Raw genomic sequence first — 23,232 nt, 5'->3', positions numbered from 1 at the left:
CTGCGCTGACCGGCCTCTTGCCAACCCCGACAACCCCAGCTCAGATCACCAAAGGACTCTCGTTATGGCTGGATGAGAAATGGGGGTCACGTCACTTTGCGATCGAGGTTCTGACGTTCCACGCCGCTGTTGAATACGAACTCGAAGTCGTGCTGCGGAAGCTGTTGCCGCACCCCAACAAACTGTTTGGGAAGGGCCCCAAACTCGGCTTTCCGCACAAGGCCCGTCTGCTATGCGCGATGTGGCAGAAAGACCCAACCGATGCCGACAAACTGAATGCCGTATTGAAGGCGCTAGAGGATTTGCGGAATGAAGTCGCGCACCAGGGCGACATTCCGCTGAAAAGTCATAAGGCTAAGCTAGATCGGGCCTTCAGGGAGATCGAACCTAACGCAGACGACGATCCTTCCATGTTGGAGATCGCCCAAGGGATCAGCATGTTTATCGCCGATGACCTCGGCACCTTGGCAGACTTCTCCAAGACGCTAAGCGCACTAAGTGTTCTGGTGAACGAGAAAATGCCAGCAGCCATAGGCGAAGCGAGGGTATCCAAGGAATAGGCGTGCCCCCCCGCCTCGATGGTCCGGCCGACATCGAACTAGCTGTGAATGTCCACTTTCCGCTGGCGAGCCAATGACCGCTCTTGGCGCGAAGCAGCTGTCAGGACGGCTAGGGGCCGAACCTATCTGGGCGCAGCTGCGCGGGCCTCATGCCCGGCGGATGCCGCAAAATGATACCTCGGCACTCGCGGCCGACTTACACAACGTCTTACACAGGTACCTCGCATGTGGTAGATTACGCAGAAGTATCAGATGGTTGATGCTGGCGTGTGTGACTTAAAATCTGCCGGACGAAAGTCCTTGCCGGTTCGATCCCGGCCGCCCGCACCACTTCGACAACCCAGCGATCAGAACGGGAAGAAGATCGGGATGGCGACCATGGCGGCGATCCAGGTGATCAGATTCAGGGGCAGGCCGACGCGGACGAAGTCCATGTAGCTGTAGCCGCCCATGTTGAAGACCAGCACATTGGTCTGATAGCCGAACGGGGTGGCGAAGGCGGCAGAGGCCGCCATCATGACGCACACCAGGAAGGGTCGGGGATCGACGCCCAAGCTTTCGGCCAGGGCTACGGCGATGGGGGTGATCAGCACCGCAACGGTGGCATTGGACAGCAGTTCGGTGGCGAAAAGCGTCACGCCGTAAAGCACGATCAAGGCGCCCAGCGGCCCCAGCGGCCGGATCACGCCGATCAGACGATCTGCGCCGGCGGACGCCAGCCCCGTCACCTCGATGGCCGTGCCGACCACGACCATGCCGGCGATCAGCAGCAGGATTTCGGGGCGCAGTCCGGCATAGGCCTCCTCGGGCGTGATGACGCGCAGCAGGATCAGTCCGACGGCGCCGGCGAAGGCCGAGGCGGCGATCGGCGCCCACCCCAGCGCCGCCGACAGGATCACCAGCACAAACACGCCCAGCGAGATCGCAGCCGGCTTCAGCCGTAGCGGACGATCAGCGGCGCCATACAGTTCAACGTCGCCGAGATGCGCATCGCCCGACCCATCGACCTGATTTCGCGATCCGCCCAAGCGCGGCAGGCCGAACGGCAGCAGGCGCTTGCGGCGATTGATGGCTTCGGCCTCTGCGCGACGACGCGCCTCTTCCAGTTCCGCCAGACGTGCGGCTTCCGCCTCGTCCATGGCGACCGATCGACCCAGTTGGCGCGCGCCCACGAAATAGAGCCACAGGCCGCCAACGACCGCGATGGCCAAACCCACGGGCGTGATCTCGAACAGGCCGAAGACCGGCTGGCCGGCGTTGCGGGCCATGTCGTTGACCAGCAGATTGGTCGATGTCCCGATCAGCGTCAGCAGACCGCCCATGACCGTGACGTGGCTGAGCGGCATCAGAAAGCGTTTGGGCGACAGGCGCAGCGACTGGGCCACGTCGCGGATCACCGGCGCGGCCAGAACCACCACAGGGGTGTTGTTCAGGAAGCCGCCGACCGAACCGCACAGGCCGATGACGATCCAGATGCCTCGGGCGCCGATCCGGGCGGAAAGCTGCGTCGCCTGTCGGATCAACCAGCCCAAGAGACCGGACAGTTCGATGGCGTAGGCGATGACGAACAGGCCGGCCAAAGCGATGACGGCGGGACTGGCGAAGGCACCCTGCACCTCGATCGGCCGCACCACGCCCAGCAGCAGGAGGACGGCGGCGCCCGTCAAGGCGACGACATCGGCCCGCATCTTGCCATGGATCAGGACGCCCACGACGGCGACGAGCACAGCGAGGGCGGCGATCTGGTCGAAAGTCATGATGCTGTGCAGACCGTCCCCCATCGTTCGCGTCAACCTTTTTCGGATGAGCGCATCCCCATCAGCGGTTCGCGTGTTAGGGTGGTTCCATGCTCGAAAAGATTGCGTCGCCTCGGTCTTCGATAGTCGCGCTTGCAGCGTCCCTGCTGGTGCTCGCCGCCTGCCAGCGTGAGCCGCAGCCCGCACCCGCTCCGGCTGAGAAAACCGAAACGCCGCCGGTAGTGACCGTCGCGCCTGCGCCGGTGCTGGATCGCGCCGGCCTGCTTGAAGCGATGGACATCGCCGCCTCGGCCTTCGCCGCAGGGCGAGAGGTCGGGGGCGCGTCTCTGGCCGGGCGACGCTTCGTCGTCCGTCAGGCCTTTGGCTGCGGGGCGCCGAGCGACGCTGTCGAGGCTGCGGCTGATGGGCTGGCGACGGTCGCCTGGGCGAAGGATCGCCAAAGGCTGAAGTTCAGTTTGGCGCCGGCGGATTGGCTGCAGTCCGGTGTGGTCGGACGCGACGACAGCGGGCTGGAAGCTGTCGAGGGATTCTGGCTTGCCCGGCCGTGGCTGCTCACCGAGGCCTGCCCGGCGATGGCGCCCACAGCTTCGGCTTCAAGCCAGGCCTCGCCTCAGACGGCGGGGCTGGCCGCCGTGTTCAAGGCGAACGGCGCGCGGACAGGGCGCCGAAACGGCCGCGCCTATGAGTTCACCCTGCGGGGCGAGGACGGCCAACCCCCCGTGCCGTCGGCGCAAGGATACCGTCTCGTCCTCGAAGGCCGGATGACCGCCTTCGCCGACGGCCGCGCCATCCACTGTCGGGCGGCAGCCGCCGATCAAAGGCCGGTTTGTATCGGCGCGGTGCAACTCGACCGCGTCGCCTTCGAAGACGCCGACGGCCAGATGCTCAGCGAATGGCGCGACGGTTAGGTCTAGAACAGACTGACCGGGAAGCCGATCAACCCTGACGACTGCAGGTGCTCGATGCCTTCCATGACGGGGATGGCGGCGAGGAAGACCAGGCCGTCGCGCAGGGTGCGGACGAAGAAGGCGGGACGGACAATCAGTTCCTCGGCGTCGCGCCAGCGGGCAGGATTGGGCAGGAAGCGCGGCGTGCGGGCGCAGTAGGCGGCATAGGGCGCGCCGAAATGTTCGGCCAGCCAGGCCTCTTCGCGACCGACCGTGCGTAGGAAGACCAGAAAGGTCGCCACGGCGAAGATCGCGCCGATCGTCACGCTGCCGGTCTGGGCGCCGCCGCCGAAGGCGCCGATGAAGCTGAAGACATAGAGCGGGTTGCGCGTGATGGAAAAGGGGCCGCGATCGACGATCTCTGCCTTCTTGCGTCCGCCGATATAGAGCGAGCACCAGGCGCGGCCGACGATGGCGACGATGATGGCGGCCAGGCCCAGGCCTTCGACGCCTTCATGCCATTCGCCGTCGAGGGCGGCGACCGAGCGCACGCTGGCGGTCAGGACGATGAGGACCAGCAGAACCAGGCCGGCGAACCATTTGCGACGGCGCTGAACGACGTCTAGCGACAGGGCAGGGGGAACAGGGCTCATGATGGATCTGTTCAGTGATGCTGCTGGGCGCGAACAAGCAGGGCGCGGGCCTCAGCCTTGCGACCACGGTCGGCGACGGCGCGGCCTGGGCGGGCAGGGGCGTCGATGGCCTTTTGCAGATAACGGGCGGCGCCGTTCCAGTCGTGTTCGCGCACCAGCAGATCGCCCATGAAGAAGTTGGCGTCGACGTCGTTGGGCGCCATGGCCAGACCGCGCTGGAGGTAGTCGCGGGCGCGCTGGCGGTTGCCGAAACCGATCGGGGCGCCCGGCACCTGGGCGTAGAGCGAACCGAGGCTGACATAGACCGAGCCGTTCAGCGCGCGCGGGTTGATCCGCTCGGCCTGTTCCAGTTCGGTGCGCGCCTCACGCACGAGGCCCAGGGCGCCGATCCCGCCCTTCAATCCCGCTTCCGAAGCGGTGATGATGGCGTCCCAGACCAGAGGTTCGGCGCGGTTGGGGCATTGGGCGACGACAGCGTCGGCCTGGGTGTTCAGCCGCGCCATTTCCGCCATTCGAACGCCTTGCGGGACCTCGAAATTCACGTGGTCCCACGACTGCTGGAGACCGCGCGCGCGGTCGTCGCAGGCGTCGGCGTGGGCGACGGAGGCACCCGTCAGGGGGGCGGCCATCAGGGCCAGGGCGAACAGGGCGGTCTTCATGGCGTGTCTCTCCTTTTGTTCTGTGGTTCAGCCGGCGAACAGGGCGCGGGCCTTCAGGTCGTTGGATTTCAGGGCGCCGTCGATTAGGCCGGGCGCCAGGGCGTTGAGGCGGACGAACAGGCTTTCGGGGAAGCCGAGATAGACGTCGCGGCGATCTGAGCGGATGGCGGCGACGATGCGGTCGGCGATCGGGTCCGGATCGTCCACGGCCATGCCGGTCAGACGCGCATATTCGTCGACCTTGGCGGAGTTGAACGGCGTGGCCACTGCGCGGGGCGCGACATAGGTGACGCCGACGCCAGTGCCGGCCAGTTCGCGGCGCAGCGATTGGCTGAGCGCCCGCATCCCGGCCTTGGCGCTGGAATAGCTGGCGAAGTGGGCGAAGTTGATCGAGCCGAAAATGGAGCCGACATTGGCGATCTGGCCATGCTTGCGCGCCTTCATGCCGGGCAGGACGGCCTGGGCCAGACGCGCCGGCGCGACCAGATTGACCATATAGGTCGCCAGCAGGTGCTCGGGCGTCTGCTGCTCCAGCGGGCCGAAATGCTGGATTCCGGCGATATTGATCAGAGTATCCCAGGCGCGGCCGCCGGCCTGTTCGGCGACGCTGTCGAGGCCCTGCGGAGTGGACAGGTCGCCAACCAGGGTGTGATGGCCCGCCACCGGCGCGCGGGCGACGATCGTGACCCGACCGCCCTCGCGCTCGATCCGCTCGACCACACGACGTCCCAAGGCCCCGGAGCCGCCGGTGATCAGGATGTTGCGATCCTCAAACTGCATCGGCCGTCTCCCGCGCTGCGATGTGGGGGATGGAGGCGAAGACTCCGCCGAACAGGCCGAACATCACCTTGGCCATGTGGACGATGGCGGCGCGGTCGTCGGCGTCCGACACTCCGTCCAGCAGTTGCTTGAGGAACAGGATGTGATCCTGATCCAGAGCCCCGTGGGAAATCAGATAGGTGAAGGCGGCGGGCGGGAGGCCGAGGCTCTGCTGCACGGCCTCGGCGCCGACGCTGGCCAGCTGAATGCTGGTGCCCTCCAGCACATAGACCATGCCGAAGAAGGCCATCGGGTTGATGCGCTGGATGGTGTCATAGGCATAGGCCACCATCAGTTCGGTCGCGACGTTCGGGCCGTGCTGCACGGTCTGATCGGGGTCGCCGCCGGCGGCGCGGATGTCGTTCAGGATCCACTGCTCGTGGCCGGTTTCCTCGGCGATGTAGTCGTCGAGCGCGGCCTTGAACACTGCGTGATCATCGTTCAGCCGCGCGCGGGCGGCCTGCATCAACGGCACGGTGTGGCGGACGTGGTGATAGGCCTGGGCCAGATAGGCGACGTAGGTTTCGCGGCTGATACGGCCGGCCAGACCGTCCCTGATCTGGGGGATGGCGGCGAAGGCGGCCCGCTCGGTTGCGGTCGCGGCGACCAGGGTTTCAAAAAACGACATGCGAACTCTCAGGCGGCTTGCGAGGGGGAGGGGGCGTAGGTGCGCAGCAGGGTCTCGCGACGCGGACGACCGTTGGCCGTGACCTGACCGGCGGCGGGATCGAAGGGCGGGACCAGACGCCAGTCGCCGATGCGGGCGTAGTCGGGCAGGCGGGCGTTGGCGCGCCCGACGGCGGCTTCGACCTGGGCCGGTTCGGCGCCGGGCATCGCCACGATCAGGGCCGACAACGCCGCCTGCGCCTCGCCCATCGCCATGGCCTGAAGGATCTGGGGTTCGGCCAGAAGCTCGCTCTCGACCCATTCGGGCGCGACGTTGCGCCCGAAGGCGGTGATCAGGGTGTTGGCCTTGCGGCCTTCGATGCTGAGCCGTCCGTCGGTGTCGAAGCGGCCGATGTCGCCTGTGTGCAGACGCTCCGGCGCGGGCGCCTGGCCGACGTAGCCGAGGAAAGGATGGGGCGAGACCAGGATTTCGCCGTCGTCAGCCAGATGGACCGCAAGGTGAGGCAGAGGCCGGCCGACCGTGCCGGGGCGGGCGTCGTCCGGGCTGTTGAGCGCCACGACCGAGGCGCATTCGCTGAGGCCATAGCCCTCGACCACGGGCAGGCCGGCGTTGGCGGCGGCCTCCAGCAGGGCCGGGGACACCCGTGCGCCGCCGACCGCGATCATCTCCAGCCGATGATCCAGCCGCATCGCGCCTTGGGCGGCGATCAGGCCGCGCAGCAGTTCGGGAACCAGGATCAGGGTCGTGGCGCCGGTCTGGACGACGGTGGACAGCAGGCGCGCAAAATCGGGGCGGAAGGCCTCGCCCATCCCGGCCTCGGCCAGGCTCGCGGCGTGATAGCGGCCGCCGGCCAGAAGCGTCGCATAGAGGCCGGCGACATTCTCAAGCAGCACCGCCAGCGGCAGCACCGGCAGATGCAGCCCGGCGCGGTCGCGGCCCAGGACCTCAACCAGAGAGGCGGCGACCGCCTCCATCTGATCCTGAGACAGGCAGACGCCTTTGGGCGCACCGGTCGAGCCGGAGGTGTAGGTGATCTTGGCCGTGCCGCGATGCAGATCCCGCACCGGCAGCCCCGTCGGCGTCAGCCGGATGGGCGCGCCGCCCACGGTCAGCTCGCCCGGAGCGCCCGGCGTGATCAGCACCCCCGCGCCGGCGTCGGTCAGGGCATGATCGCGTTGAGCGGCCGTGAAGAAGGGCGGGATCGGCACGCTCGGCCGCTGGGCGAGGATCAGCGCCAGATCGACGACGACCCAGGCTGGCCCGTTGTCGAGCAGGACCCCGACCGGAGATCGGTCGTCGGCCAGGGCGGTCGCCAGCTGACCGACCTGCGCCAGCAAGTCGGCCGCCGTCAGCGAACCTTCGGCCCACTCGATCACCACATCATCGGGCGTGGTGCGGGCGCGACGCGACAGGGCGTCCAGAACGGCGCTCATGAGCGATCCTCGTAGTGCAGGCGGGTGCGGACGGCCCGTCCGACCGGCGCTGTTTCGGAAAAGTGATCCAGCGGCGCGGTCGCCGCGTCGATCGAGCCGGCCAGCACCACAGGATCGGTCTGATAGTAGGCGCCCCAACTGCCGCCGCCGTCGTCCAGGCGGCGCGGATCGGCGCGCGCGAGTTGAAGCGCGCCCAAGCCAGCCTTGTGGAAGATGCGGCGCAGTTCGTCGGTCGCGGTGGCGACGGCGAACCTCAGACCTTCGGACTGCAGATGATGGGCCATGGCGGCGAACAGGAAGACCGTCGCGCCCTGTCCGCTGGAGGCCAGGCTGCCGATCTCGACCACCTGCGCGCGGTCAATGACGGCGCCGATGGCCTGGCTCAGGACGGTCTCGACGGAGCTGTCCAGATATTGCTCCAAATACAGGGGCGCTTCGGCGGCGTGTCGGAAGCCGACGGCGGCGTAGATGACGCCAGCCTCGTCCTGAACGCTCATCAGGGTCGGGAAATGGGCCTGGATCTGGCCGCCATAGGCCTCGGCATAGGCCGCCTCGATGAACTGCTCCACGCGGCGACGTTCGCCTCGGCACGGATCGTCGAACCGGATGATGCGCGACGACAGCGTGCGGCGCGCGCGCGGCTGAACCGGATCGGCGTCTTCGGGCAGGCGGAGTGGAAACATGCGGGCCTCGGGCCAGGGGACTTCGGGCCAGAGACGACGCGGTGCGGCGACCCCCACAAAAAAATCTTTCGCCGTCGCAATCGCGGTTGCCGCAAAGGGCGCAGCAACCCACGATGGGGTGGTGAACGCCTCTTCCGGTCCCCCTCAGCACGACCCAAGCCGACCGGCGCGGCACGCTCTGGCGAACGCGTGGCTGGACAGCCGCCCGGCCTTGGTGCGCTTTCTGACGGCGCGCACGGGATCGTCGGCTGCGGCCGAAGATCTGGCGCAGGATGTCTGGGTGCGGCTGCAGTCGATGACCGAGGAGGCCGCCGCCGAGGTACGCCACCCGCAGGCCTTCCTCTATCGGATCGCCGCAAATTTGGCCCTGGATGCGTCCAAGGCCCAGCGACGCGCGGGCGCGCGCGATCTGGAATGGCGGCGCGCTTCCGCTATCGATGATGCGGCCGAAGCCCAGGATGCGCCGTCGGCCGAGGACGCCGTCTGGGCCAAGCTGAAACTGGAAAAGGTGGTCGCCGCGATCGACCGGATGCCGCCCAAGGCCGCAGAGGCCTTCCGTCTGCACAAGATGGCCGGGCTCAGCCAGGCCGAGGTGGCCAAGCGGATGGGCGTCTCGCGCAGCGCGGTCGAAAAATACGTTTCCGCCTCGCTGAAGGAACTGCTGCTGCGGGTCGGTTGGCCATGACGACCGGATTTCGCCATTTTTCATTGAGGATGCGGCGCGACCGCGTCGTCTCTCCCCCAAAGCCCGCTCGGGCCCGGACCGGATCATGACCCAGGACGCCGTCATCAAGGACGAGGAGATCGCCGCCCAGGCCGCCGCCTGGGTCGTGCGTCTGCGCGCCGATGACGTGACGATTGCGAACATCGACGCGGCGACGGCCTGGCTCGATCAAGACCCGGCCCATCGGCGCGCCTTCGACGAGGCCGAGGGGCTGTGGACCGCTTCGGACGACCTGTCCGACGTTCAGCCGGCGTCGGTCATCGACCTGTCGGCGCATCGCGAGCGGCGCAAGGGACCGGGGCGGCGATGGATGGTGGCCGTCCCGGCGATGGCTGCGGCCCTCGCCGCGGCGATCTTCCTGGGTCCGTTGCTGCAAACCGCGCCGACCGTGGTGTACACCACCGCGCCCGGCGAAACGCGGACGGTGACCCTGGACGACGGATCGCGGCTTCAGATCAACGGCGGCTCGACCCTGTCGGTGAAGATGGAGCGGGGACGGCGTCTGGTGCATATGGATCAGGCCGAGGCGACCTTCGATGTCGCGCATGACGCCGGCCGACCGTTCCTGATCGATGTCGGCGAAAGCCAGGTGCGCGTGGTCGGCACGGCGTTCAACATCCGCAGATCCGCCGATGACACCCAGGTGGCGGTGCTGCGGGGCGTCGTCGAGGTCAGCGACCTGAAACAGCCCGCGCGGCGGGTGCGTCTGACGGTCGGTCAGTCGGTCCAGCGCGACGACGCCGACGACCGCATGACCGTGGCCCCCGTCGATGTCCGCACCGCCGCCGCCTGGACCCAAGGGCGACGAGCCTATGACGATCGGCCGCTGCGAGAGATCGCCGCCGACCTCAGCCGCGCCTTCGCTACGCCGGTGACCGTGGCGCCGAATGCGGCCAACCTGCGCTTCTCCGGCACGCTGGTTCTTGATGACGAAGCGGCGGTGATCGGTCGGCTGGAACGGTTCCTGCCGATCAAGGCCACTCGCGGGCCGCAAGGGGTTCGTCTAGAACGGCGCTGAACCTGCTTCGGACGTCGCCTTTTGGTACGAGCCTTCCTCTGCGCCCTGGTCGTCGTTTGCGGTGTGACCACGCCGTCGATCGGCATGGCCCAAGGGCGTTCGTCGCTTCAGGTGTCGGTTTCGCCTCAGCCGTTGCGGACCGCCGTCCTCGACTTCGGCCTGCAGGCGGGCGTCAGCATCGACGCCGCCGGAACCGAGCGATGCGGCCCCACGCGCGGGGTGAGAGGCCGACTTTCCGTCGACGCCGCCTTGTTTAGATTGATGCTGGGCACGCACTGTGTCGCGACCCGTGTCGGCGACGGCGCCTACAGGATCGTGCGGGTGGCCGCCGCGCCGCCCGTCGTCGCGCGGACGATCTCGACGCCGCCCGCGTCCGTGGCCCCGACGACGCTGGATGAAGTCGTCGTGACGGCGTCACGCACGGACAATCTGCTGCTGTCGCGCGCCCCCTACGGTCTGTCGTCGCTGGATGGGGTGACGCTGGAACGGGCCGGGATCAGCGACCTCGACGGCGTCGCCGCGCGCGTGTCGGGCCTGACGGTCACCAATCTGGGGCCGGGGCGCGACAAGCTCTTCATTCGCGGCCTGGCGGACGGACCCGTTGCGGGACAGGCGCAAAGCCTGATCGGGCTCTATCTCGATGACGTGCGCCTGACCTACGACGCGCCTGACCCGGCGCTGCGTCTGGCCGACATCGAACGGGTCGAGGTCCTGCGTGGGCCGCAGGGGGCGCTGTACGGCGCGGGTTCGATGGGCGGCGTCGTCCAGATGGTCAGCCGCCCGCCGGACCTGGACGGCGTCTATGGACGCGTGACGGCGGAGGGGGCGCTGACGGCCGGCGGCGCGCCGGGCGACGCCGTCGAGCTGATGATCAACGCCCCGATCCTGCGTGATCGCCTGGCGGTCCGGGTCGTCGGCTATGACGAGACGGTCGGGGGCTACGTCGATGATCACGTCCTTGGCCTTAGCAATACCGGCGGCATGCATCGACAGGGGCTGAGGGCGGCGGCGCTGTTTCGTCTGACCCCCGGCTGGACCTTGAAGACGGGATTCCTCGCCCAGACCATCGACGTCGATGACAGCCAGTACGCCAACCTGGGCGCCGACCAACCCTATGCGCGTCGGCGCAGCCTGACGGAGCCCAGCCGCAACGATTTCGACGGCGTCTGGGCCTCGGTGGACGGGGATCTGGGCTGGGCGCGGCTGCGGGCCTCATCCAGCGTTCAGTCGCACGGCCTCGATGCGCGCTACGATGCGACGCCTGCGGCCGGATTGTTCGGGCTTACGGGAACAGCGGCGCTGGACCAGGCCGACGACCTGTCGGCTGCGGTGCATGAGATGCGGTTGAACGGCGACTTCGGCGCGCGACTGAAGTGGAGCGCCGGGCTGTTCTTCTCGGAATATACCCACACCCGCACCGTCGCGATCTCGGACGGGCAGGGCGGGCCGGAGGTCTATCGACAGCACAGGCGCGACCATGTGGATGAGGCGGCTCTGTTCGGCGACGCCGCCTATGCGCTGACCGACCGCCTGAAGATCACGGCCGGCGCGCGCCTGTTACGCATCGGGGTGGAGCATCGCAGCGAAACCGATGGCGATCCGACGCAGGTGTCTGGAGAAGACGCCCTGGTCGATATCACCCCGCGTCTGGTGGTCGAATATGATCGTGGGCCCTTCGTCTTCTACGCGCTGGCGACGGAGGGCTATCGCGGGCCGGGCTTCAACGCCGGCGTCGTGCCGGGCGGCGATCAGCAGCCCGCGCGACAGGTGAAGCCGGACGAGATCGTCGCCGGCGAGGCGGGCGCGCGCTTCGCCCTGTTCGAAGGGCGACTGCGGGGGCGAAGCGCGGTCTTCGTCGCCGATTGGCGCAACATCCAGTCGGACCGGTTCGACGCCCGGGGCCTGCCCTTCACCGCCAATCTGGGCGATGGCCGCAATCGCGGCATCGAGGGCGAGGTCGAATGGCGCGACGGCCCGTGGACGGTTGATGCGCATGCCGTCTTCAATGATCCCGAGTTGACCCGCCCCGACCCCGGTTTCGCGCTGGGGACCGACACGCGACTGCCCGCGGTCGCCGATTTCAGCGTGCAGGCCGGCGTCGTGCATGAGGCGCATCTGGCGCATGCGACGGTGCGATCCGAGCTTCGTCTGGGCTATGTCGGCCCGACCGATATCGCTCTTTCGCCGACCTCCACCGGCGCCTCGGCCGGCTATCTGACCAGTTCGCTGGGCGTCGGCGTCGAGATCGATCGCTGGGCGATCAGGGCGGCGGCGGACAATCTGTTCAACCGCAGCGACGACACCTTCACCTTTGGCAATCCCTTCTACGCCTCGGGCGACATCAGCACGCCGCAACGACCGCTTACCGCCCGCCTGGCCCTGACGGCGCGGTTCTGATCAGGCGGCGATGTGGAACAGGCGGCCCACGCCTGCGGTGATGGCCATGGCGAGCGCGCCCCAGAAAACCACGCGCAGAACCGATCGCCCGATCGGCGCGCCGCCTGCGCGGGCGCCCAGGGCGCCCAGCACGGCCAGACCCAGCAGGGCGGAAGCCGCGACCCAGATCGCCAGCGTGTCCAGCGGCGCGACAGCGGCGACAACCAGAGGCAGGGCGGCCCCGGCCGAGAAGGTGATCGCCGAGGTCAGCGCCGCCTGGATCGGCCGTGCGGTGGTGATCTCAGAAATACCCAGCTCGTCGCGCGCATGGGCGCCCAGCGCGTCATGCGCCATCATCTGGCGCGCCACCTCGGTCGCCAGATCCGGCGCGACGCCTCGCCCGACATAGATGCCGGCCAGTTCGCGCGTCTCCGCCTCATGATCGCCGGCCAGTTCGACCGCCTCACGCGCCAGATCGGCCTTTTCCGTGTCGGACTGCGAACTGACCGAGACATATTCGCCCGCCGCCATCGACATGGCGCCCGCCGCCAGTCCTGCCACGCCCGCGATCAATATGCCGCCATGACTGGTCGCCGCCGCCGCGACGCCCACCACCAGACTGGCCGTCGACACCAGCCCGTCATTGGCCCCCAACACCGCCGCCCTAAGCCAGCCGATCCGATCGACCCGATGGGTTTCGCTGTGGGGCATGCGCCTTCTCCATAATCGCCGCATTGAGCATGGACCGCGCGTTGGCCTGAAGCTAGACGCGGCGGTTGAATTCCGACGATCCGGGCAACTTCGCGCGCCTTGCGACAACCGCTATGCTGCCGCGATGAGTCGGGCCGCGTCATGATCAAATATATCGGCTCCAAGCGCGCCTTGCTGGGGCATGTGACGGGTGCGGTGGCGGGGGTGCTGCCGCAGGGCGGGCGGGTGTGCGATCTGTTCTCGGGCACGGCGAGGGTCGGGCACGCCCTGAAGAAGCAGGGGTTTCAGGTCTGGTCGAACGACCTGAACGCCTATGCCCACGCCCTGGCGACGACCTATGTTCAGGCGGATCGGGAGCGGTGGATCGAGCGGGCCGAGGGCGTGCTGGCCGAGCTGCGGACGGTCAAGCCCGAGGCGGGCTGGTTCACCCAGGCCTTTTGTCAGGATGCGCGGTATTTCCATCCCGACAACGGGGCGCGGATCGACGCCATGCGCGACCGGATCGAGGCGATGGGACTGGAGCCGGAACTCAAGGCCATCGCCCTGGTCAGCCTGATGGAGGCGGCGGATCGGGTGGATTCCACCGCCGGGGTCCAGATGGCCTATATGAAGCAGTGGGCGCCGAGGGCGTTGAAGACGCTGGAGCTGCGCAGCCCGGACCTGGTTCCGGCGGTGGACGGGCCATGCCGAGCGACGCAGGGCGATGCGGTCGAGATCGCTGAACAGATCGAGGCGGACCTGGTTTATCTAGACCCGCCGTACAACCAGCATTCCTATCTTGGGAACTACCATTGCTGGGAGAGCCTGGTGCTGTGGGACCGGCCCGAGACCTATGGCGTGGCCAACAAGCGGGTGGACGTGAGGACGCGCAAGAGCGCCTTCAACAGCCGGCCCGGCATCGGCCCGGCGCTGCGGTCCGTGATCGAGCGGGTCAAGGCGCCGAACCTGATCGTCAGCTTCAACGACGAGGGGTATCTGAGCCGCGCGGACCTGGTCGAGATGCTGTCGGCGCGGGGTCATGTGCAGGTCTTGGAGGTGGCGCATCCCCGCTATGTCGGCGCCCGGATCGGGATCCATAATCCCAAGGGCGAGAAGGTCGGGCAGATCGGGCGGCTCAAGAATGTCGAGCACCTGTTCGTGGTCACCGAGCGGCCGGTGTCCCTGCCCGTTGCTGCATAGACACCGACGAAAACAACGGAGGGTAGGGCGGAACGCGAATCGCTGCGTGCCGTTGTGGGACTATGCAACCGCACCCGTACACCGCCCCCAAGACCGATCGCCCCGACGACTACCGTGTGCGTCCGGCGGCCGAGCCGCGCTCGTGGGCGCCGCGGACGGCGGATGCGACCTTCACCCACAACGCCGCACGCTACACGCGGTCGGTCGAAGCGGCTCAACCCATCGAGCAGATCGATGTCGAGCCCGAGGTGGCGCCGCCGCCGCGCTGGATGATGGCGATCGCCGGGGCGGCTGTGGCGGCCCTGATGGGCGCGCTGCTGGGCGGCTTCCTGCACATCTGAGAGGGCGTCAGGCCTCCTGCAACAGCGCCTTGATCGGCGACCAGCTGCGCCGGTGGGCGGGGCAGGGGCCCAGGGTTTTCAAGGCGTTCTGATGGATTGGCGCGTTGTAGCCCTTGTGGCTGGCGAAGCCGTAGCCGGGGTATTGGGCATCCAAATCGATCATCAACCGGTCTCGTGCGGTCTTGGCCAGGATCGAGGCCGCCGCGATGGATAGCGACAGTCCATCGCCGCCGACGACCGTCTGGATTTCGCACGGAAGCTTGAAGCGATAGTTGCCATCGACCAGGGCGGCGACCGGTTGGACCTGCAAGGCCTCGATGGCGCGGCACATGGCCAGGCCCGTGGCATGCAGGATGTTCAGCTCCTCGATCTCGTCCACCGAGGCGAAGCCGACACCCCAGGCGACGGCGCGGGCCTTGATCTCGGGCTCCAAGGCGGCGCGGCGCTTTTCGGTCAGGGCCTTGGAATCGTCGATGCCGGGCGGCAGGTCGTCAGGGTTCAGGATCACGGCCGCCGCCGAGACCGGCCCGGCCCAGGGACCACGTCCGGCCTCGTCCACGCCGCAGACGAGGCCGCCGACACGCTGGATCAGCACGGTTTCCAGCGCGAGCGTCGGGAAGGCTTTCGGGTTTGCGGGGGCTTTAGCCATGGTCCGCCATCGCACGAACCTGGGCGTGACGGAAGCAGGTCGTCTGGTGATCGTTGACCATGCCGACGGCCTGCATGAAGGCGTAGACGATGACCGGGCCGCAGAAGTTGAATCCGCGCTTCTTCAGCGCCTTGGCCATGGCGACGGACTGCTCGGTCTGGGTCGGGGCCTGGCGATAGTCGGCGTAGGGGGTCTGGATCGGCTCGCCGCCGACGAAGGACCAGAGCCAGGCGGAGAAGTCCTCGCCGTCATCGCGCATCTGAAGCCAGATCTGGGCGCCCCGGATGGCGGCGTTGATCTTGGCGCGCGAGCGGATGATGCGTGGATCGTTCAGCAGGCGCTGGATGCCGGCCTCATCATAGCGGGCGACGATCTCGGGATCGAAACCGTCGAAGGCGTCGCGGATGCCCTCGCGTTTTCTGAGGATGGTGATCCAGGCGAGACCGGCCTGAAAGCCGTCGAGCACCAGCTTTTCCCACAGGGCGCGGGGATCGCGCTCGGGCACGCCCCATTCGGTGTCCTGATAGGCGACATAGAGGGGGTCGGTCCCGCACCAGCCGCAGCGGCCGCCGGAAACCTCTGGGGCGTGTGAGTCGGTCATAGCCTGAAGTTGCCAGTTTGTTCCGATTGAGGAAAGGGCGTTCGGCGTCGGGGCGACGGAGGAAAACACCGTCTAAAGTGTCTAATTCGTCTAATCTCGGAGCGCGGGCTTGGGTGGATGCGGTCAGGCTTTGCGGCCTCTGGCGTAAAACCGCGCATAGTAGGGGCGTCGGCGCCGGGGGCTGGTCGATTGACGCTGGTCGCAGACAAGTTGCGGAAATGTTGGTGGAAGTTTCGCGGCGATACGATGGATGGCGTCGCTCTTTCGTCATCCTCCGGCGAGCAGAGCGAGACCGGGGGACCCAGCGGCGCCGAAGGCGAAATCCATCCGCCGCTGGATCGTTGAACACAGACGCCGCGACAGGTTCGCGCTCACGCGCGCCGCTGGGTCCCCCGGTCTGCGCCGCAAGCGGCTTGCCGAAGGATGACGAAAACAGGCGCGGGCTTCAGTCCCGGACCAATCCGCCGTCCACGACCAGGTTCTGGCCGGTGACCGCGCGGCTCCAAGGGGAGGCGAAGAAGAGGACGGCGTCGGCGAACTCTTCGGGCGTCGTCACCGATCGCAGCGGGGTCATGCCGGCGATCAGGTCGAAGACGGCCTCGGGCGTGGCGGCGCTGGCGTCGGTGGTGCGCAGAAGGCCGCCCGAGACCATGTTGACGGTGACGCCGTCGGGGCCGAGGTCGCCGGCGGCGGTGCGGGTCAGGCTGAGCAGGGCGGCCTTGGCGGCGGTGTAGTCGTGGTAGGGCACGACCGGATTTTGGAACAGGTTGGTGCCGATGTTGACGATGCGGCCGAACCGGGCGGCGGCCATGCCGGGCGCGGTCGCCTGGATCAGGTTCAGGGCGCCACCCACGACGGTCGAGAACTGGCGATCCATCTCGTCCCAGCCGATGGCGGTCATCTGCGATCGGGCGTCGCCGTTGAAGCTGTAGTCCAAGGCGTTGTTGACGACGGTGGTGACAGGGGCGCCGAAATGGTTTTGCGCAGCCGCGACCATGGCGTCCACCGCGGCGCGGTCGGTCACGTCAGCCTGGAGGGCGAGGGCGCGCTCGCCGATCTCGGCGGCCAGGGCGTTCGCCGCTTCGCCGCTGTTTCTCCAGTTGATGACGACGCGGGCGCCTTCACGGGCGAAGGCGCGGACGCAGGCTGCGCCGACGCCGCGCGCCCCGCCGGTGACGAGGACGATCTGATCGGCGATCTTCATGGGGAACTCACGCGTTGGAGGAGAGAAGGACGTCGTCGCCCATCCAGGCGGGTTTGCGCAAGCGCACCGGGCGGCCGTCCACGGTCAGGTCGCCGTCGAGGCGGTCGATGCGCAGCAGGGCCATGACCGAACCGTCCTGACCCGAGAGGACTTCGCCCGCGCGGAGTTCGCCCTTCAGCACCTCGGCGCCGAAGGCGGGGGGCGGGCCGTCGAAGTCCAGCGGCAGCATCCGGTTCTTGATCGTGCCCCGGCGCTTCATGCGCGACGTCGTTTCCTGGCCGACGAAACAGCCCTTCTGAAAGTCGATGCCGTTCAGCAGGTCGAAGTCGGCCTCGATTGGATAGGTCTTGTCCTCAGGCGCGTCGGCGGTCGGATCGGGCAGGCCGATCGACAGGCGGTGGGCGTGGTAGCCGGCCTCGGCGGCGTCCGCAGTCGCCTCGCCATGGAAACGGCCGCCCATCAGGGGGGTGCGGGGGTCGGGGATAAAGCCGGCGGGGGCCTCGGGCCAGGCGGCGAAGACCGGGCGGTCGTCGGCGGCGACGGCGACCTTGGCGCGCAGCCTGTACATCGACAGGCGCTGGATCAGGGCGTCGCGGCGGTCGGCGGCGACGTCCAGCAGGACGCCGTCAGCCTGTCCCAGAAGGAACAGGTCGAACAACAGACGGCCGGGCGGCGACAACAGGGCGCCGAAGCGCAGTTCCCCGTCGGCCAGCGTCTCTACATCCTGGGTCAACAGATTGTGCAGAAAGGGTTTCGCCTCCTCGCCCGTGACGGAGATCAGAGCGCGACTGTCGAGACGGGCGATGGGCATGGGGCGAAGATAGGGCCGACGGCGTGGCTTCAGAAGACGCCGCGCCGAATTTAGGCGACAGCGGCCGCCGCGTCCTCAAGGCGGGGGTCGAAGGTGCGCCAGTCGCTGGCGCCCCAGGCGGTGACGCGCATGACCAGATCGACGATGTTCATCGGCTTGGCGATGCAGTCGTCCATGCCGGCCTGTTCGTACTGGATCAGCTGTTCCGGCAGGGTATTGGCGGTCAGGGCCAGGATCGGCGTGCGGCCCACGACGCCGGGCAGGGCGCGGATGGCGCGAGTCGCCTCGACGCCGTCCATGACGGGCATCTGGATATCCATCAGGATCACGTCCCAGTCGCCGGTGCGGGCGGCCTCGACGCCCTGTTCGCCGTCGTTGGCGGTGGCGCAGGCGATGCCCTGGGCCGTCAACACCGCCATGACCAGGGCGCGGTTGCTGTCGTGATCGTCGACATAGAGGACGCGCAGGGCTTGAGCGTCCTCATTGGCCGGCGGGGCGGGCTCGGCTGCGGCCGGGCTGTCTGAGGGCACCAGGGGAACGACGTTGTCGGACGACAGGTCGATCATGTCGTTGACGACGGACAACAGACGCTTGCCCGCGCCATTGATGCGGGCGGCGTGATCAGCGTGTTGCTGGGCCAGGCCGGCCTTGGACAACAGATCGGAGAAGCCGATGACCGCGTTCAGGGGCGTGCGCAGTTCGTGCGACATGTCCGTCAGGAACTTCTGCCGGGCCTCGGCCATCGCTGTCTTCTGCTCGGCGGCGACGCGGGCCTGTTCGGCCTCGACGCGGTCGGTCACGTCGATCTCGTTCAGCATGACGCCGAGATGGCCCGTGACGGGGTCGGTCACGGGACGAATGTCCAGGTGGTGCCAGCGCACGCCTTCGCGCGTGATGATCTCGCAGACGTCGGAAATCGCTGATCCCGACAGGGCGGCCGCCAGCATGGGCTGGGCGCGCTCGGGTTCGGCGAATCGGGCCTCGAAGGGGTGCGCGGTCGATCCGTAGGCGGCGAAGGCCGACGGATTGGAGAAGATCGGGCGGGCTTCGCTGTCGAACAGGGTGATCAGGGTCGAGGTGTGGCGCAGGGCCTCCACCGCGCGACGCTCCTCGTTTTCCACTGTGATGGGCGCGGCCTCGAACAGCAGGACCGGCGTGCCGTCCGTCAGGCGATAGGTCGAGATCACCGCCGACACCGTCAGTGGCCGCCCGTGCGGATAGAAGGTCCAGTCTTCCGTCAGGGTCTCGCCATTGGCCGTCTCGCGGGCCAGACGCTCGGTGCGGGCCAGGACGGCGGGGGAGACATTGCTGAAATCGCGCGCCAGAAGGGCGTCGAGATTGTCGGAGCCCCAGAGGTCAAGCGCGGCCGCATTGGCGTAGACGCCGCGCAGGGCGACCGGATCGAACATCCAGATCGGTCGTTTCAGCGCGTCCCAGGCCTGCATCGACGGCGTGCCCTTTCCAGCGACGGCGTTACGGATTTTTATCGTAGCGTCAAGGGCTTAAGCTTCGGCTAAGCTTTCGGCCGATCCAGGGTTGTCACCGCATATCGCGCGACGACGCCGTCCGGCTGGAAATCGTGTTCGGCCAGCCGGTCGAGGGACATCAGGACGCGGGTCGTGAAGGCGTCAGGGTCGCCATCCTCGATCGCCGGGCGCAGCCAGTCGGTGACGACGGCGCGGGCGGGATAGGTTCCGACGGGGCCGGGAATGCTGAGCGCCACCTCGATCCCTTCCGCGATCCAGCCGGCGACGGTCACGAAGAAGTCGGGCGAGGCCAGGAAGTCGGAGCGGCGCAGGACATACAGGGTGATGACCCCGTCCTCGACGCCGTCGGGGCGGACGATGACGCCGCTGCGATCGGGCCGCCAGTCGTCCGACAGCTCGACCACGCGCCACAGGCAGAACCAGATGCGGCAGGTGTTCGGCCGGATCGCGTGGACCGAACAGCCGGCCCCGTCGACGCAATAGGCGCACAGCTCGCCCGTCGGCTTGGCCAATTCCGGCAGGTTCAGCGGAATGACCCGGCAGCATTCGACGCAACCGCCGCAGGTCCGGCCGGGAAGGAGGGGCAGGCTCACCCGGCTGAACGCTCCAGCCGGGCGATGCGGCGGTCCATGTCGGCGACGACCGCTTCAAGGCGGGCCTTTTCGGAGGCCATGTCGATGGGCGTGCCGTCCTCGTAGGAAATCGTCGCGCCCTTGGCGATCAGGTCCAGCCGATAAATCGCCGTCACGCGCTGGGCCTTGAAGCGTTCGAGGGCGGCTGCGGCTTCTGGATCGGGGGCTGGGTCGGGCGTCTGGCTCATGCGTGTCGCTGTAGCGCATGGGGCCTTCCTGTGGAAACACGCGTTTGGCGCTGAACCGCAGATAGAATCCCTGTATCCGTCGACGGATGATCGGGCGGTTTCCCATCCTGTACATCGCCGAGGCGGACGCCGAGGACGCCGTGCTGTCCTCAGGCGTGCTGGCGCATCTGGTCGAGAGCCTGCCGCACGCGACCTTCACCATCGTCGGATCGGCCGCCAGCGCGCCGCTGTTCGCCGATACGCCGCGCCTGACGAAGTTGATCGTGCTGGAGCGCGAGGGCCATTTCGATTGGATCGCCCTGTGGAACCAGGTGCGGGCGACCAAATGGGGACTGGTCGTGGACATGCGCGGCTCGGACCTGTCGGGCAAGCTGAGGCGGCACAAGCGCGCGGTGCGGGGCAAGGATCAGCCGGGCCTGCATGCGGTCGAGGCGGCGGCGGCGGTGCTGAAGCTGGAGCCCGATGAGATCCCGGCGCCGAAACTCTATGTCTCGGATGAGACGCGGGCCCAGGTCGAGGCGTTGATCCCGACGACGGGCGGGGATGGGCCGATCCTGGCGGTCGGGCCGGGCGTGGAATGGATGGGCAAGCGCTGGCCCGCCGAACGCTACGCCAAGGTGGCGGCCAAGCTGCTGGCCGACGACGGGCGTCTGGCGGGCGGGCGGCTGATGATCGTGGGCGAGGAGATCGACCGCGAGGCGGCGCACACGATCCGCTACGCCGTGCCGCGCGCGCGGGTGATCGAGCTTCAGGGCAAGCTGACGCGGCTGCAGACGGTCGCGGCCCTGTCGACGTCGGTGCTGTACATCGGGGCGGACTCGATCTGGACCCAGCTGGCCGTGGCCTCGGGCACGCCGGTCGTCGCCGCCTTCGGACCGTCCGACGAGACCGTGCGCGGACCCTGGAAGGGCGAGGCCGTGCGCGGGCCGCGCACCTATGACGAGTTCAGGAAACTGGATCCGCGCCTGAATCAGGCGATCCAGCATATGATGGACCTGCCGTGGGAGCGGGTGTTGAAGGCGGCGCAGCGGATGTTGAAGGCGCGGGGTTAGCGCGCCCAAAGCGCTGGGTCCCCGCTTTCGCGGGGATGAGCGGAGATATAGTAAGAGCGCATCGCTCATCCCCCAGGAACCGCCCCATGACCCAGACCTATGACCTGATCGTCCGTGGCGGCGAGGTGGCCAACCATGCGGGGCGGGGCATGGCGGATGTCGGGGTGATCGACGGCAAGATCGCTTTCATCGGCGACCTAACCCAAGCCTCGGCGGGCGAGGTTTTCGACGCGACGGGGCTGACGGTCCTGCCCGGCGTGATCGACACCCAGGTCCATTTCCGCGAGCCGGGGCTGGAGTGGAAGGAAGATCTGGAGACGGGAAGCCGCGCGGCGGCCCTGGGCGGCGTCGTCGCCGTGTTCGAGATGCCGAACACCAATCCCAACACCACCGATCCCGACACCATGGCCGACAAGCTGGCGCGGGCGAAGGACCGGATGTGGACGGACCACGCCTTCTACGTCGGCGGCACGCACGAGAACGCGGACTATCTGGGCGAACTGGAGCGGTTGCCCGGCTGTTGCGGGGTCAAGGTCTTCATGGGCGCTTCGACCGGGGACCTGCTGATCGCCGACGACGAGGGGGTGCGGAAGGTTCTGTCCAATGTGCGCCGACGCGCCACTTTCCACTCCGAGGACGAATACCGCCTGGTCGAGCGTCGCGGCCTGGCCCGCACCGGCGACTGGACCAGCCACCCCGAGGTGCGCGACGCCGAGAGCGCCATCCGCTCGACCCGGCGCCTGGTCGGCCTGGCCAAGGAGACGGGCGCGCGCATCCATGTGCTGCACGTCACGACACGGGACGAGATGGAATATCTGCGCTTCCACAAGGATGTCGCCACCGTCGAGATCACGCCCCAGCACCTGACCCTGGTCGGACCGGAAGCCTATGAGCGGCTGGGCAGCTATGCCCAGATGAACCCGCCGATCCGGTCGCAGGAGCATGTGGATGCGCTGTGGCTGTGGGGCATGCAGCAGGGCGTAGCCGACGTGTTGGGCTCCGACCATGCGCCGCACACCAAGGAAGAAAAGGCCAAACCCTATCCGGCCTCGCCGTCCGGCATGCCGGGCGTGCAGACGCTGGTGCCGCTGATGCTGACGCACGTGGCCAATGGACGGCTGTCGCTGGAGCGGTTCATCGACCTGACCTCGGCGGGGGCGCAGCGGGTGTTCGGCACGGCGAACAAGGGGCGGATGGCCGTCAGCTATGACGCCGACCTGACGATTGTCGATCTGAAGGCCAAGCGGACGATCACGCACGATCAGCAGGCGACGCGCTGCGGCTGGACCCCGTTCGACGGGGTGGAGGCGACCGGCTGGCCGATGGCGACCATCGTGCGCGGTCGGGTGGTGATGAAGGACGGCGAACTGATCGGATCGGCGCACGGGCGGCCGGTGCGATTCATGGAGACGCTGTGAGGGAGAGGCTCGGCCTGATCGGCTTCGGCGCCTTCGGGCGGCTGACGGCGCGGCATCTGTCGGCCGGGTTCGATATCCTGGCGCATGATCCGGCGGCGAGCGATGACGAAGGCCTCGCGACCCTGACCGATCTGGCGACCGCCGCCGCCTGTCCGACGGTGTTGCTGGCCGTGCCGGTCGAGGCGTTGGAGGCGACGCTGATCGCCATCGGCCCGCACCTGAGGCCCGAGGCCCTGGTCATCGATGTGGGGTCGGTGAAGGTGAAGCCGGCGCAGGCGATGAACGCCCTGCTGCCGACAGGCGTGCGGATCGTGGGCACCCACCCCCTGTTCGGACCGCAGAGCGGCAAGGACGGCATTGCGGGCCTGCGGATCGCCGTGTGCGAGGTGCGGGGCGGAAAGGACGCCCGCCGCGTCGCCGCCTTCTGCCGCCGGGCGTTGGGACTGAAGGTGTTTCAGGTCAGCCCCGAGGACCATGACCGCGAGGCGGCCACGGTGCAGGGTCTGACCCACCTGATCGCCCGCGTCCTGATGGCCATGGAGCCCCTGCCGACGCGCATGACCACCGCCAGTTTCGACCGCCTGATGCAGGCCGTCGACATGGTCCGCCACGACAGCCCCGCCGTCTTCCGCGCCATCGAACGCGACAATCCGTTCGCGGCCGAGGTTCGGGAGCGGTTTTTTGCGCTGGCGGACGAGGCGCGGGAGACGGCGGCGAAGGGGTAGGCGAACGTCGTATTTTGGGGTGTGGGCCGATGACCGA

25 protein-coding genes are annotated in these 23,232 nt (G+C 68.0%); 10 read left to right on the top strand and 15 right to left on the bottom strand.

Features of this window, described 5'->3' with window-relative positions; genetic code table 11:
* Window positions 1-560, top strand: a 560-nt coding sequence (locus tag ABIB58_RS09455; protein ID WP_354040521.1) for a hypothetical protein, incomplete at its 5' end; no start/stop codon positions are given.
* 347 nt (window positions 561-907) lie between these two features.
* On the opposite strand, the gene ABIB58_RS09450 is transcribed toward ABIB58_RS09455, so the two are convergent.
* Entirely contained in the window at window positions 908-2,317 is a 1,410-nt protein-coding gene (locus ABIB58_RS09450; protein ID WP_045810519.1) for an SLC13 family permease, read from the bottom strand.
* 89 nt (window positions 2,318-2,406) lie between these two features.
* Here ABIB58_RS09450 and ABIB58_RS09445 point away from each other — a divergent pair, with 89 nt between their 5' ends.
* Window positions 2,407-3,225 carry a hypothetical protein gene (locus ABIB58_RS09445; protein WP_045810376.1) on the top strand — a complete coding sequence of 273 codons (819 nt, stop codon included), beginning with the start codon at window positions 2,407-2,409 and terminating at the stop codon, window positions 3,223-3,225.
* Between the two features lie 2 nt (window positions 3,226-3,227).
* Here ABIB58_RS09445 and ABIB58_RS09440 read toward each other — a convergent pair whose 3' ends face one another.
* The 6 genes from ABIB58_RS09440 to ABIB58_RS09415 are packed head-to-tail and all read right to left on the bottom strand — an operon-like array spanning window position 3,228 to window position 8,079.
* Window positions 3,228-3,857 (bottom strand): methyltransferase family protein, encoded by a 630-nt coding sequence (locus ABIB58_RS09440; protein ID WP_045810375.1) that lies wholly within the window; start codon window positions 3,855-3,857, stop codon window positions 3,228-3,230.
* A gap of 11 nt (window positions 3,858-3,868) precedes the next feature.
* Window positions 3,869-4,516 carry a tetratricopeptide repeat protein gene (locus ABIB58_RS09435; RefSeq protein WP_052689501.1) on the bottom strand — a complete coding sequence of 216 codons (648 nt, stop codon included), beginning with the start codon at window positions 4,514-4,516 and terminating at the stop codon, window positions 3,869-3,871.
* A gap of 27 nt (window positions 4,517-4,543) precedes the next feature.
* Complete coding sequence (locus tag ABIB58_RS09430; RefSeq protein WP_045810374.1) at window positions 4,544-5,296, bottom strand: SDR family NAD(P)-dependent oxidoreductase; 753 nt, start codon at window positions 5,294-5,296, stop codon at window positions 4,544-4,546.
* Window positions 5,286-5,963 (bottom strand): iron-containing redox enzyme family protein, encoded by a 678-nt coding sequence (locus tag ABIB58_RS09425; RefSeq protein WP_045810373.1) that lies wholly within the window; start codon window positions 5,961-5,963, stop codon window positions 5,286-5,288. Before ABIB58_RS09425 ends, ABIB58_RS09430 begins: the two co-directional genes overlap by 11 nt.
* An 8-nt stretch (window positions 5,964-5,971) precedes the next feature.
* Complete coding sequence (locus ABIB58_RS09420) at window positions 5,972-7,396, bottom strand: AMP-binding protein (protein WP_045810372.1); 1,425 nt, start codon at window positions 7,394-7,396, stop codon at window positions 5,972-5,974.
* Window positions 7,393-8,079, bottom strand: coding sequence for a thermostable hemolysin (locus ABIB58_RS09415; RefSeq protein WP_045810371.1), 687 nt, complete (start codon window positions 8,077-8,079; stop codon window positions 7,393-7,395). Before ABIB58_RS09415 ends, ABIB58_RS09420 begins: the two co-directional genes overlap by 4 nt.
* 121 nt (window positions 8,080-8,200) lie before the next feature.
* Between ABIB58_RS09415 and ABIB58_RS09410 the strand changes: the two genes are divergently transcribed.
* The 3 genes from ABIB58_RS09410 (at window position 8,201) to ABIB58_RS09400 (ending at window position 12,218) form a co-directional block, all read left to right on the top strand.
* A complete protein-coding gene (locus ABIB58_RS09410; protein WP_354040516.1) occupies window positions 8,201-8,764 on the top strand; it encodes an RNA polymerase sigma factor in 564 nt (187 codons plus the stop codon).
* A gap of 85 nt (window positions 8,765-8,849) precedes the next feature.
* Entirely contained in the window at window positions 8,850-9,821 is a 972-nt protein-coding gene (locus ABIB58_RS09405; protein WP_045810370.1) for a FecR family protein, read from the top strand.
* Between the two features lie 21 nt (window positions 9,822-9,842).
* On the top strand, window positions 9,843-12,218 hold the full coding sequence (locus ABIB58_RS09400; protein ID WP_156146760.1) for a TonB-dependent receptor: 2,376 nt from the start codon (window positions 9,843-9,845) through the stop codon (window positions 12,216-12,218).
* On the opposite strand, the gene ABIB58_RS09395 is transcribed toward ABIB58_RS09400, so the two are convergent.
* Complete coding sequence (locus ABIB58_RS09395) at window positions 12,219-12,908, bottom strand: VIT1/CCC1 transporter family protein (protein WP_313444949.1); 690 nt, start codon at window positions 12,906-12,908, stop codon at window positions 12,219-12,221.
* 141 nt (window positions 12,909-13,049) lie between these two features.
* Here ABIB58_RS09395 and ABIB58_RS09390 point away from each other — a divergent pair, with 141 nt between their 5' ends.
* Window positions 13,050-14,087, top strand: coding sequence for a DNA adenine methylase (locus ABIB58_RS09390; RefSeq protein ID WP_045810368.1), 1,038 nt, complete (start codon window positions 13,050-13,052; stop codon window positions 14,085-14,087).
* Between the two features lie 62 nt (window positions 14,088-14,149).
* Entirely contained in the window at window positions 14,150-14,428 is a 279-nt protein-coding gene (locus ABIB58_RS09385; RefSeq protein WP_045810367.1) for a hypothetical protein, read from the top strand.
* Between the two features lie 7 nt (window positions 14,429-14,435).
* Here the strand turns inward: ABIB58_RS09385 and rnhB are convergent, their stop codons facing one another.
* From rnhB to ABIB58_RS09350, 7 genes are all read right to left on the bottom strand, one after another.
* On the bottom strand, window positions 14,436-15,077 hold the full coding sequence (rnhB, locus tag ABIB58_RS09380; protein WP_045810366.1) for a ribonuclease HII: 642 nt from the start codon (window positions 15,075-15,077) through the stop codon (window positions 14,436-14,438).
* A complete protein-coding gene (locus ABIB58_RS09375; RefSeq protein ID WP_354040512.1) occupies window positions 15,070-15,678 on the bottom strand; it encodes a DNA-3-methyladenine glycosylase I in 609 nt (202 codons plus the stop codon). The genes rnhB and ABIB58_RS09375 overlap by 8 nt, the downstream gene beginning before the upstream one ends.
* A gap of 445 nt (window positions 15,679-16,123) precedes the next feature.
* Window positions 16,124-16,882 carry a 3-oxoacyl-ACP reductase gene (locus ABIB58_RS09370; RefSeq protein WP_354040510.1) on the bottom strand — a complete coding sequence of 253 codons (759 nt, stop codon included), beginning with the start codon at window positions 16,880-16,882 and terminating at the stop codon, window positions 16,124-16,126.
* Between the two features lie 7 nt (window positions 16,883-16,889).
* The gene (gene ygfZ, locus ABIB58_RS09365) at window positions 16,890-17,693 is read right to left on the bottom strand and encodes a CAF17-like 4Fe-4S cluster assembly/insertion protein YgfZ (protein ID WP_354040508.1); all 804 of its coding nucleotides are present in this window, start codon (window positions 17,691-17,693) and stop codon (window positions 16,890-16,892) included.
* Window positions 17,694-17,743: 50 nt separating this feature from the next.
* Window positions 17,744-19,138 carry a response regulator gene (locus ABIB58_RS09360; protein ID WP_354040506.1) on the bottom strand — a complete coding sequence of 465 codons (1,395 nt, stop codon included), beginning with the start codon at window positions 19,136-19,138 and terminating at the stop codon, window positions 17,744-17,746.
* A 68-nt stretch (window positions 19,139-19,206) separates the two neighbouring features.
* Window positions 19,207-19,773: a hypothetical protein gene (locus tag ABIB58_RS09355; RefSeq protein WP_354040504.1), complete on the bottom strand. Its 567-nt coding sequence runs from the start codon at window positions 19,771-19,773 to the stop codon at window positions 19,207-19,209.
* Window positions 19,770-20,000 (bottom strand): hypothetical protein, encoded by a 231-nt coding sequence (locus tag ABIB58_RS09350; protein ID WP_045810358.1) that lies wholly within the window; start codon window positions 19,998-20,000, stop codon window positions 19,770-19,772. The genes ABIB58_RS09355 and ABIB58_RS09350 overlap by 4 nt, the downstream gene beginning before the upstream one ends.
* An 86-nt stretch (window positions 20,001-20,086) precedes the next feature.
* On the opposite strand from ABIB58_RS09350, the gene ABIB58_RS09345 reads away from it, so the two are divergent.
* The 3 genes from ABIB58_RS09345 (at window position 20,087) to ABIB58_RS09335 (ending at window position 23,195) form a co-directional block, all read left to right on the top strand.
* Window positions 20,087-21,052, top strand: a complete 966-nt coding sequence (locus ABIB58_RS09345) for a glycosyltransferase family 9 protein (protein ID WP_354040502.1) — start codon at window positions 20,087-20,089, stop codon at window positions 21,050-21,052.
* An 86-nt stretch (window positions 21,053-21,138) separates the two neighbouring features.
* Complete coding sequence (locus ABIB58_RS09340; protein WP_354040499.1) at window positions 21,139-22,470, top strand: dihydroorotase; 1,332 nt, start codon at window positions 21,139-21,141, stop codon at window positions 22,468-22,470.
* Window positions 22,467-23,195 carry a prephenate dehydrogenase/arogenate dehydrogenase family protein gene (locus ABIB58_RS09335; RefSeq protein WP_354040497.1) on the top strand — a complete coding sequence of 243 codons (729 nt, stop codon included), beginning with the start codon at window positions 22,467-22,469 and terminating at the stop codon, window positions 23,193-23,195. Before ABIB58_RS09340 ends, ABIB58_RS09335 begins: the two co-directional genes overlap by 4 nt.
* Window positions 23,196-23,232 lie beyond the last annotated feature (37 nt).

The sequence above is a fragment of the Brevundimonas sp. UYEF29 genome, assembly GCF_040546195.1.
GTDB lineage: Bacteria > Pseudomonadota > Alphaproteobacteria > Caulobacterales > Caulobacteraceae > Brevundimonas > Brevundimonas huaxiensis.
This window is presented reverse-complemented; position numbering and strand designations above follow the sequence as displayed.

Coding starts and splice junctions, on each gene's coding strand:
- ABIB58_RS09450 (WP_045810519.1), bottom strand. CDS start 2,317: ATGACTTTCGACCAGATCGCCGCCCTCGCTGTGCTCGTCGCCGTCGTG.
- ABIB58_RS09445 (WP_045810376.1), top strand. CDS start 2,407: ATGCTCGAAAAGATTGCGTCGCCTCGGTCTTCGATAGTCGCGCTTGCA.
- ABIB58_RS09440 (WP_045810375.1), bottom strand. CDS start 3,857: ATGAGCCCTGTTCCCCCTGCCCTGTCGCTAGACGTCGTTCAGCGCCGT.
- ABIB58_RS09435 (WP_052689501.1), bottom strand. CDS start 4,516: ATGAAGACCGCCCTGTTCGCCCTGGCCCTGATGGCCGCCCCCCTGACG.
- ABIB58_RS09430 (WP_045810374.1), bottom strand. CDS start 5,296: ATGCAGTTTGAGGATCGCAACATCCTGATCACCGGCGGCTCCGGGGCC.
- ABIB58_RS09425 (WP_045810373.1), bottom strand. CDS start 5,963: ATGTCGTTTTTTGAAACCCTGGTCGCCGCGACCGCAACCGAGCGGGCC.
- ABIB58_RS09420 (WP_045810372.1), bottom strand. CDS start 7,396: ATGAGCGCCGTTCTGGACGCCCTGTCGCGTCGCGCCCGCACCACGCCC.
- ABIB58_RS09415 (WP_045810371.1), bottom strand. CDS start 8,079: ATGTTTCCACTCCGCCTGCCCGAAGACGCCGATCCGGTTCAGCCGCGC.
- ABIB58_RS09405 (WP_045810370.1), top strand. CDS start 8,850: ATGACCCAGGACGCCGTCATCAAGGACGAGGAGATCGCCGCCCAGGCC.
- ABIB58_RS09395 (WP_313444949.1), bottom strand. CDS start 12,908: ATGCCCCACAGCGAAACCCATCGGGTCGATCGGATCGGCTGGCTTAGG.
- ABIB58_RS09390 (WP_045810368.1), top strand. CDS start 13,050: ATGATCAAATATATCGGCTCCAAGCGCGCCTTGCTGGGGCATGTGACG.
- ABIB58_RS09385 (WP_045810367.1), top strand. CDS start 14,150: ATGCAACCGCACCCGTACACCGCCCCCAAGACCGATCGCCCCGACGAC.
- rnhB (WP_045810366.1), bottom strand. CDS start 15,077: ATGGCTAAAGCCCCCGCAAACCCGAAAGCCTTCCCGACGCTCGCGCTG.
- ABIB58_RS09375 (WP_354040512.1), bottom strand. CDS start 15,678: ATGACCGACTCACACGCCCCAGAGGTTTCCGGCGGCCGCTGCGGCTGG.
- ABIB58_RS09370 (WP_354040510.1), bottom strand. CDS start 16,882: ATGAAGATCGCCGATCAGATCGTCCTCGTCACCGGCGGGGCGCGCGGC.
- ygfZ (WP_354040508.1), bottom strand. CDS start 17,693: ATGCCCATCGCCCGTCTCGACAGTCGCGCTCTGATCTCCGTCACGGGC.
- ABIB58_RS09360 (WP_354040506.1), bottom strand. CDS start 19,138: ATGCAGGCCTGGGACGCGCTGAAACGACCGATCTGGATGTTCGATCCG.
- ABIB58_RS09350 (WP_045810358.1), bottom strand. CDS start 20,000: ATGAGCCAGACGCCCGACCCAGCCCCCGATCCAGAAGCCGCAGCCGCC.
- ABIB58_RS09345 (WP_354040502.1), top strand. CDS start 20,087: ATGATCGGGCGGTTTCCCATCCTGTACATCGCCGAGGCGGACGCCGAG.
- ABIB58_RS09340 (WP_354040499.1), top strand. CDS start 21,139: ATGACCCAGACCTATGACCTGATCGTCCGTGGCGGCGAGGTGGCCAAC.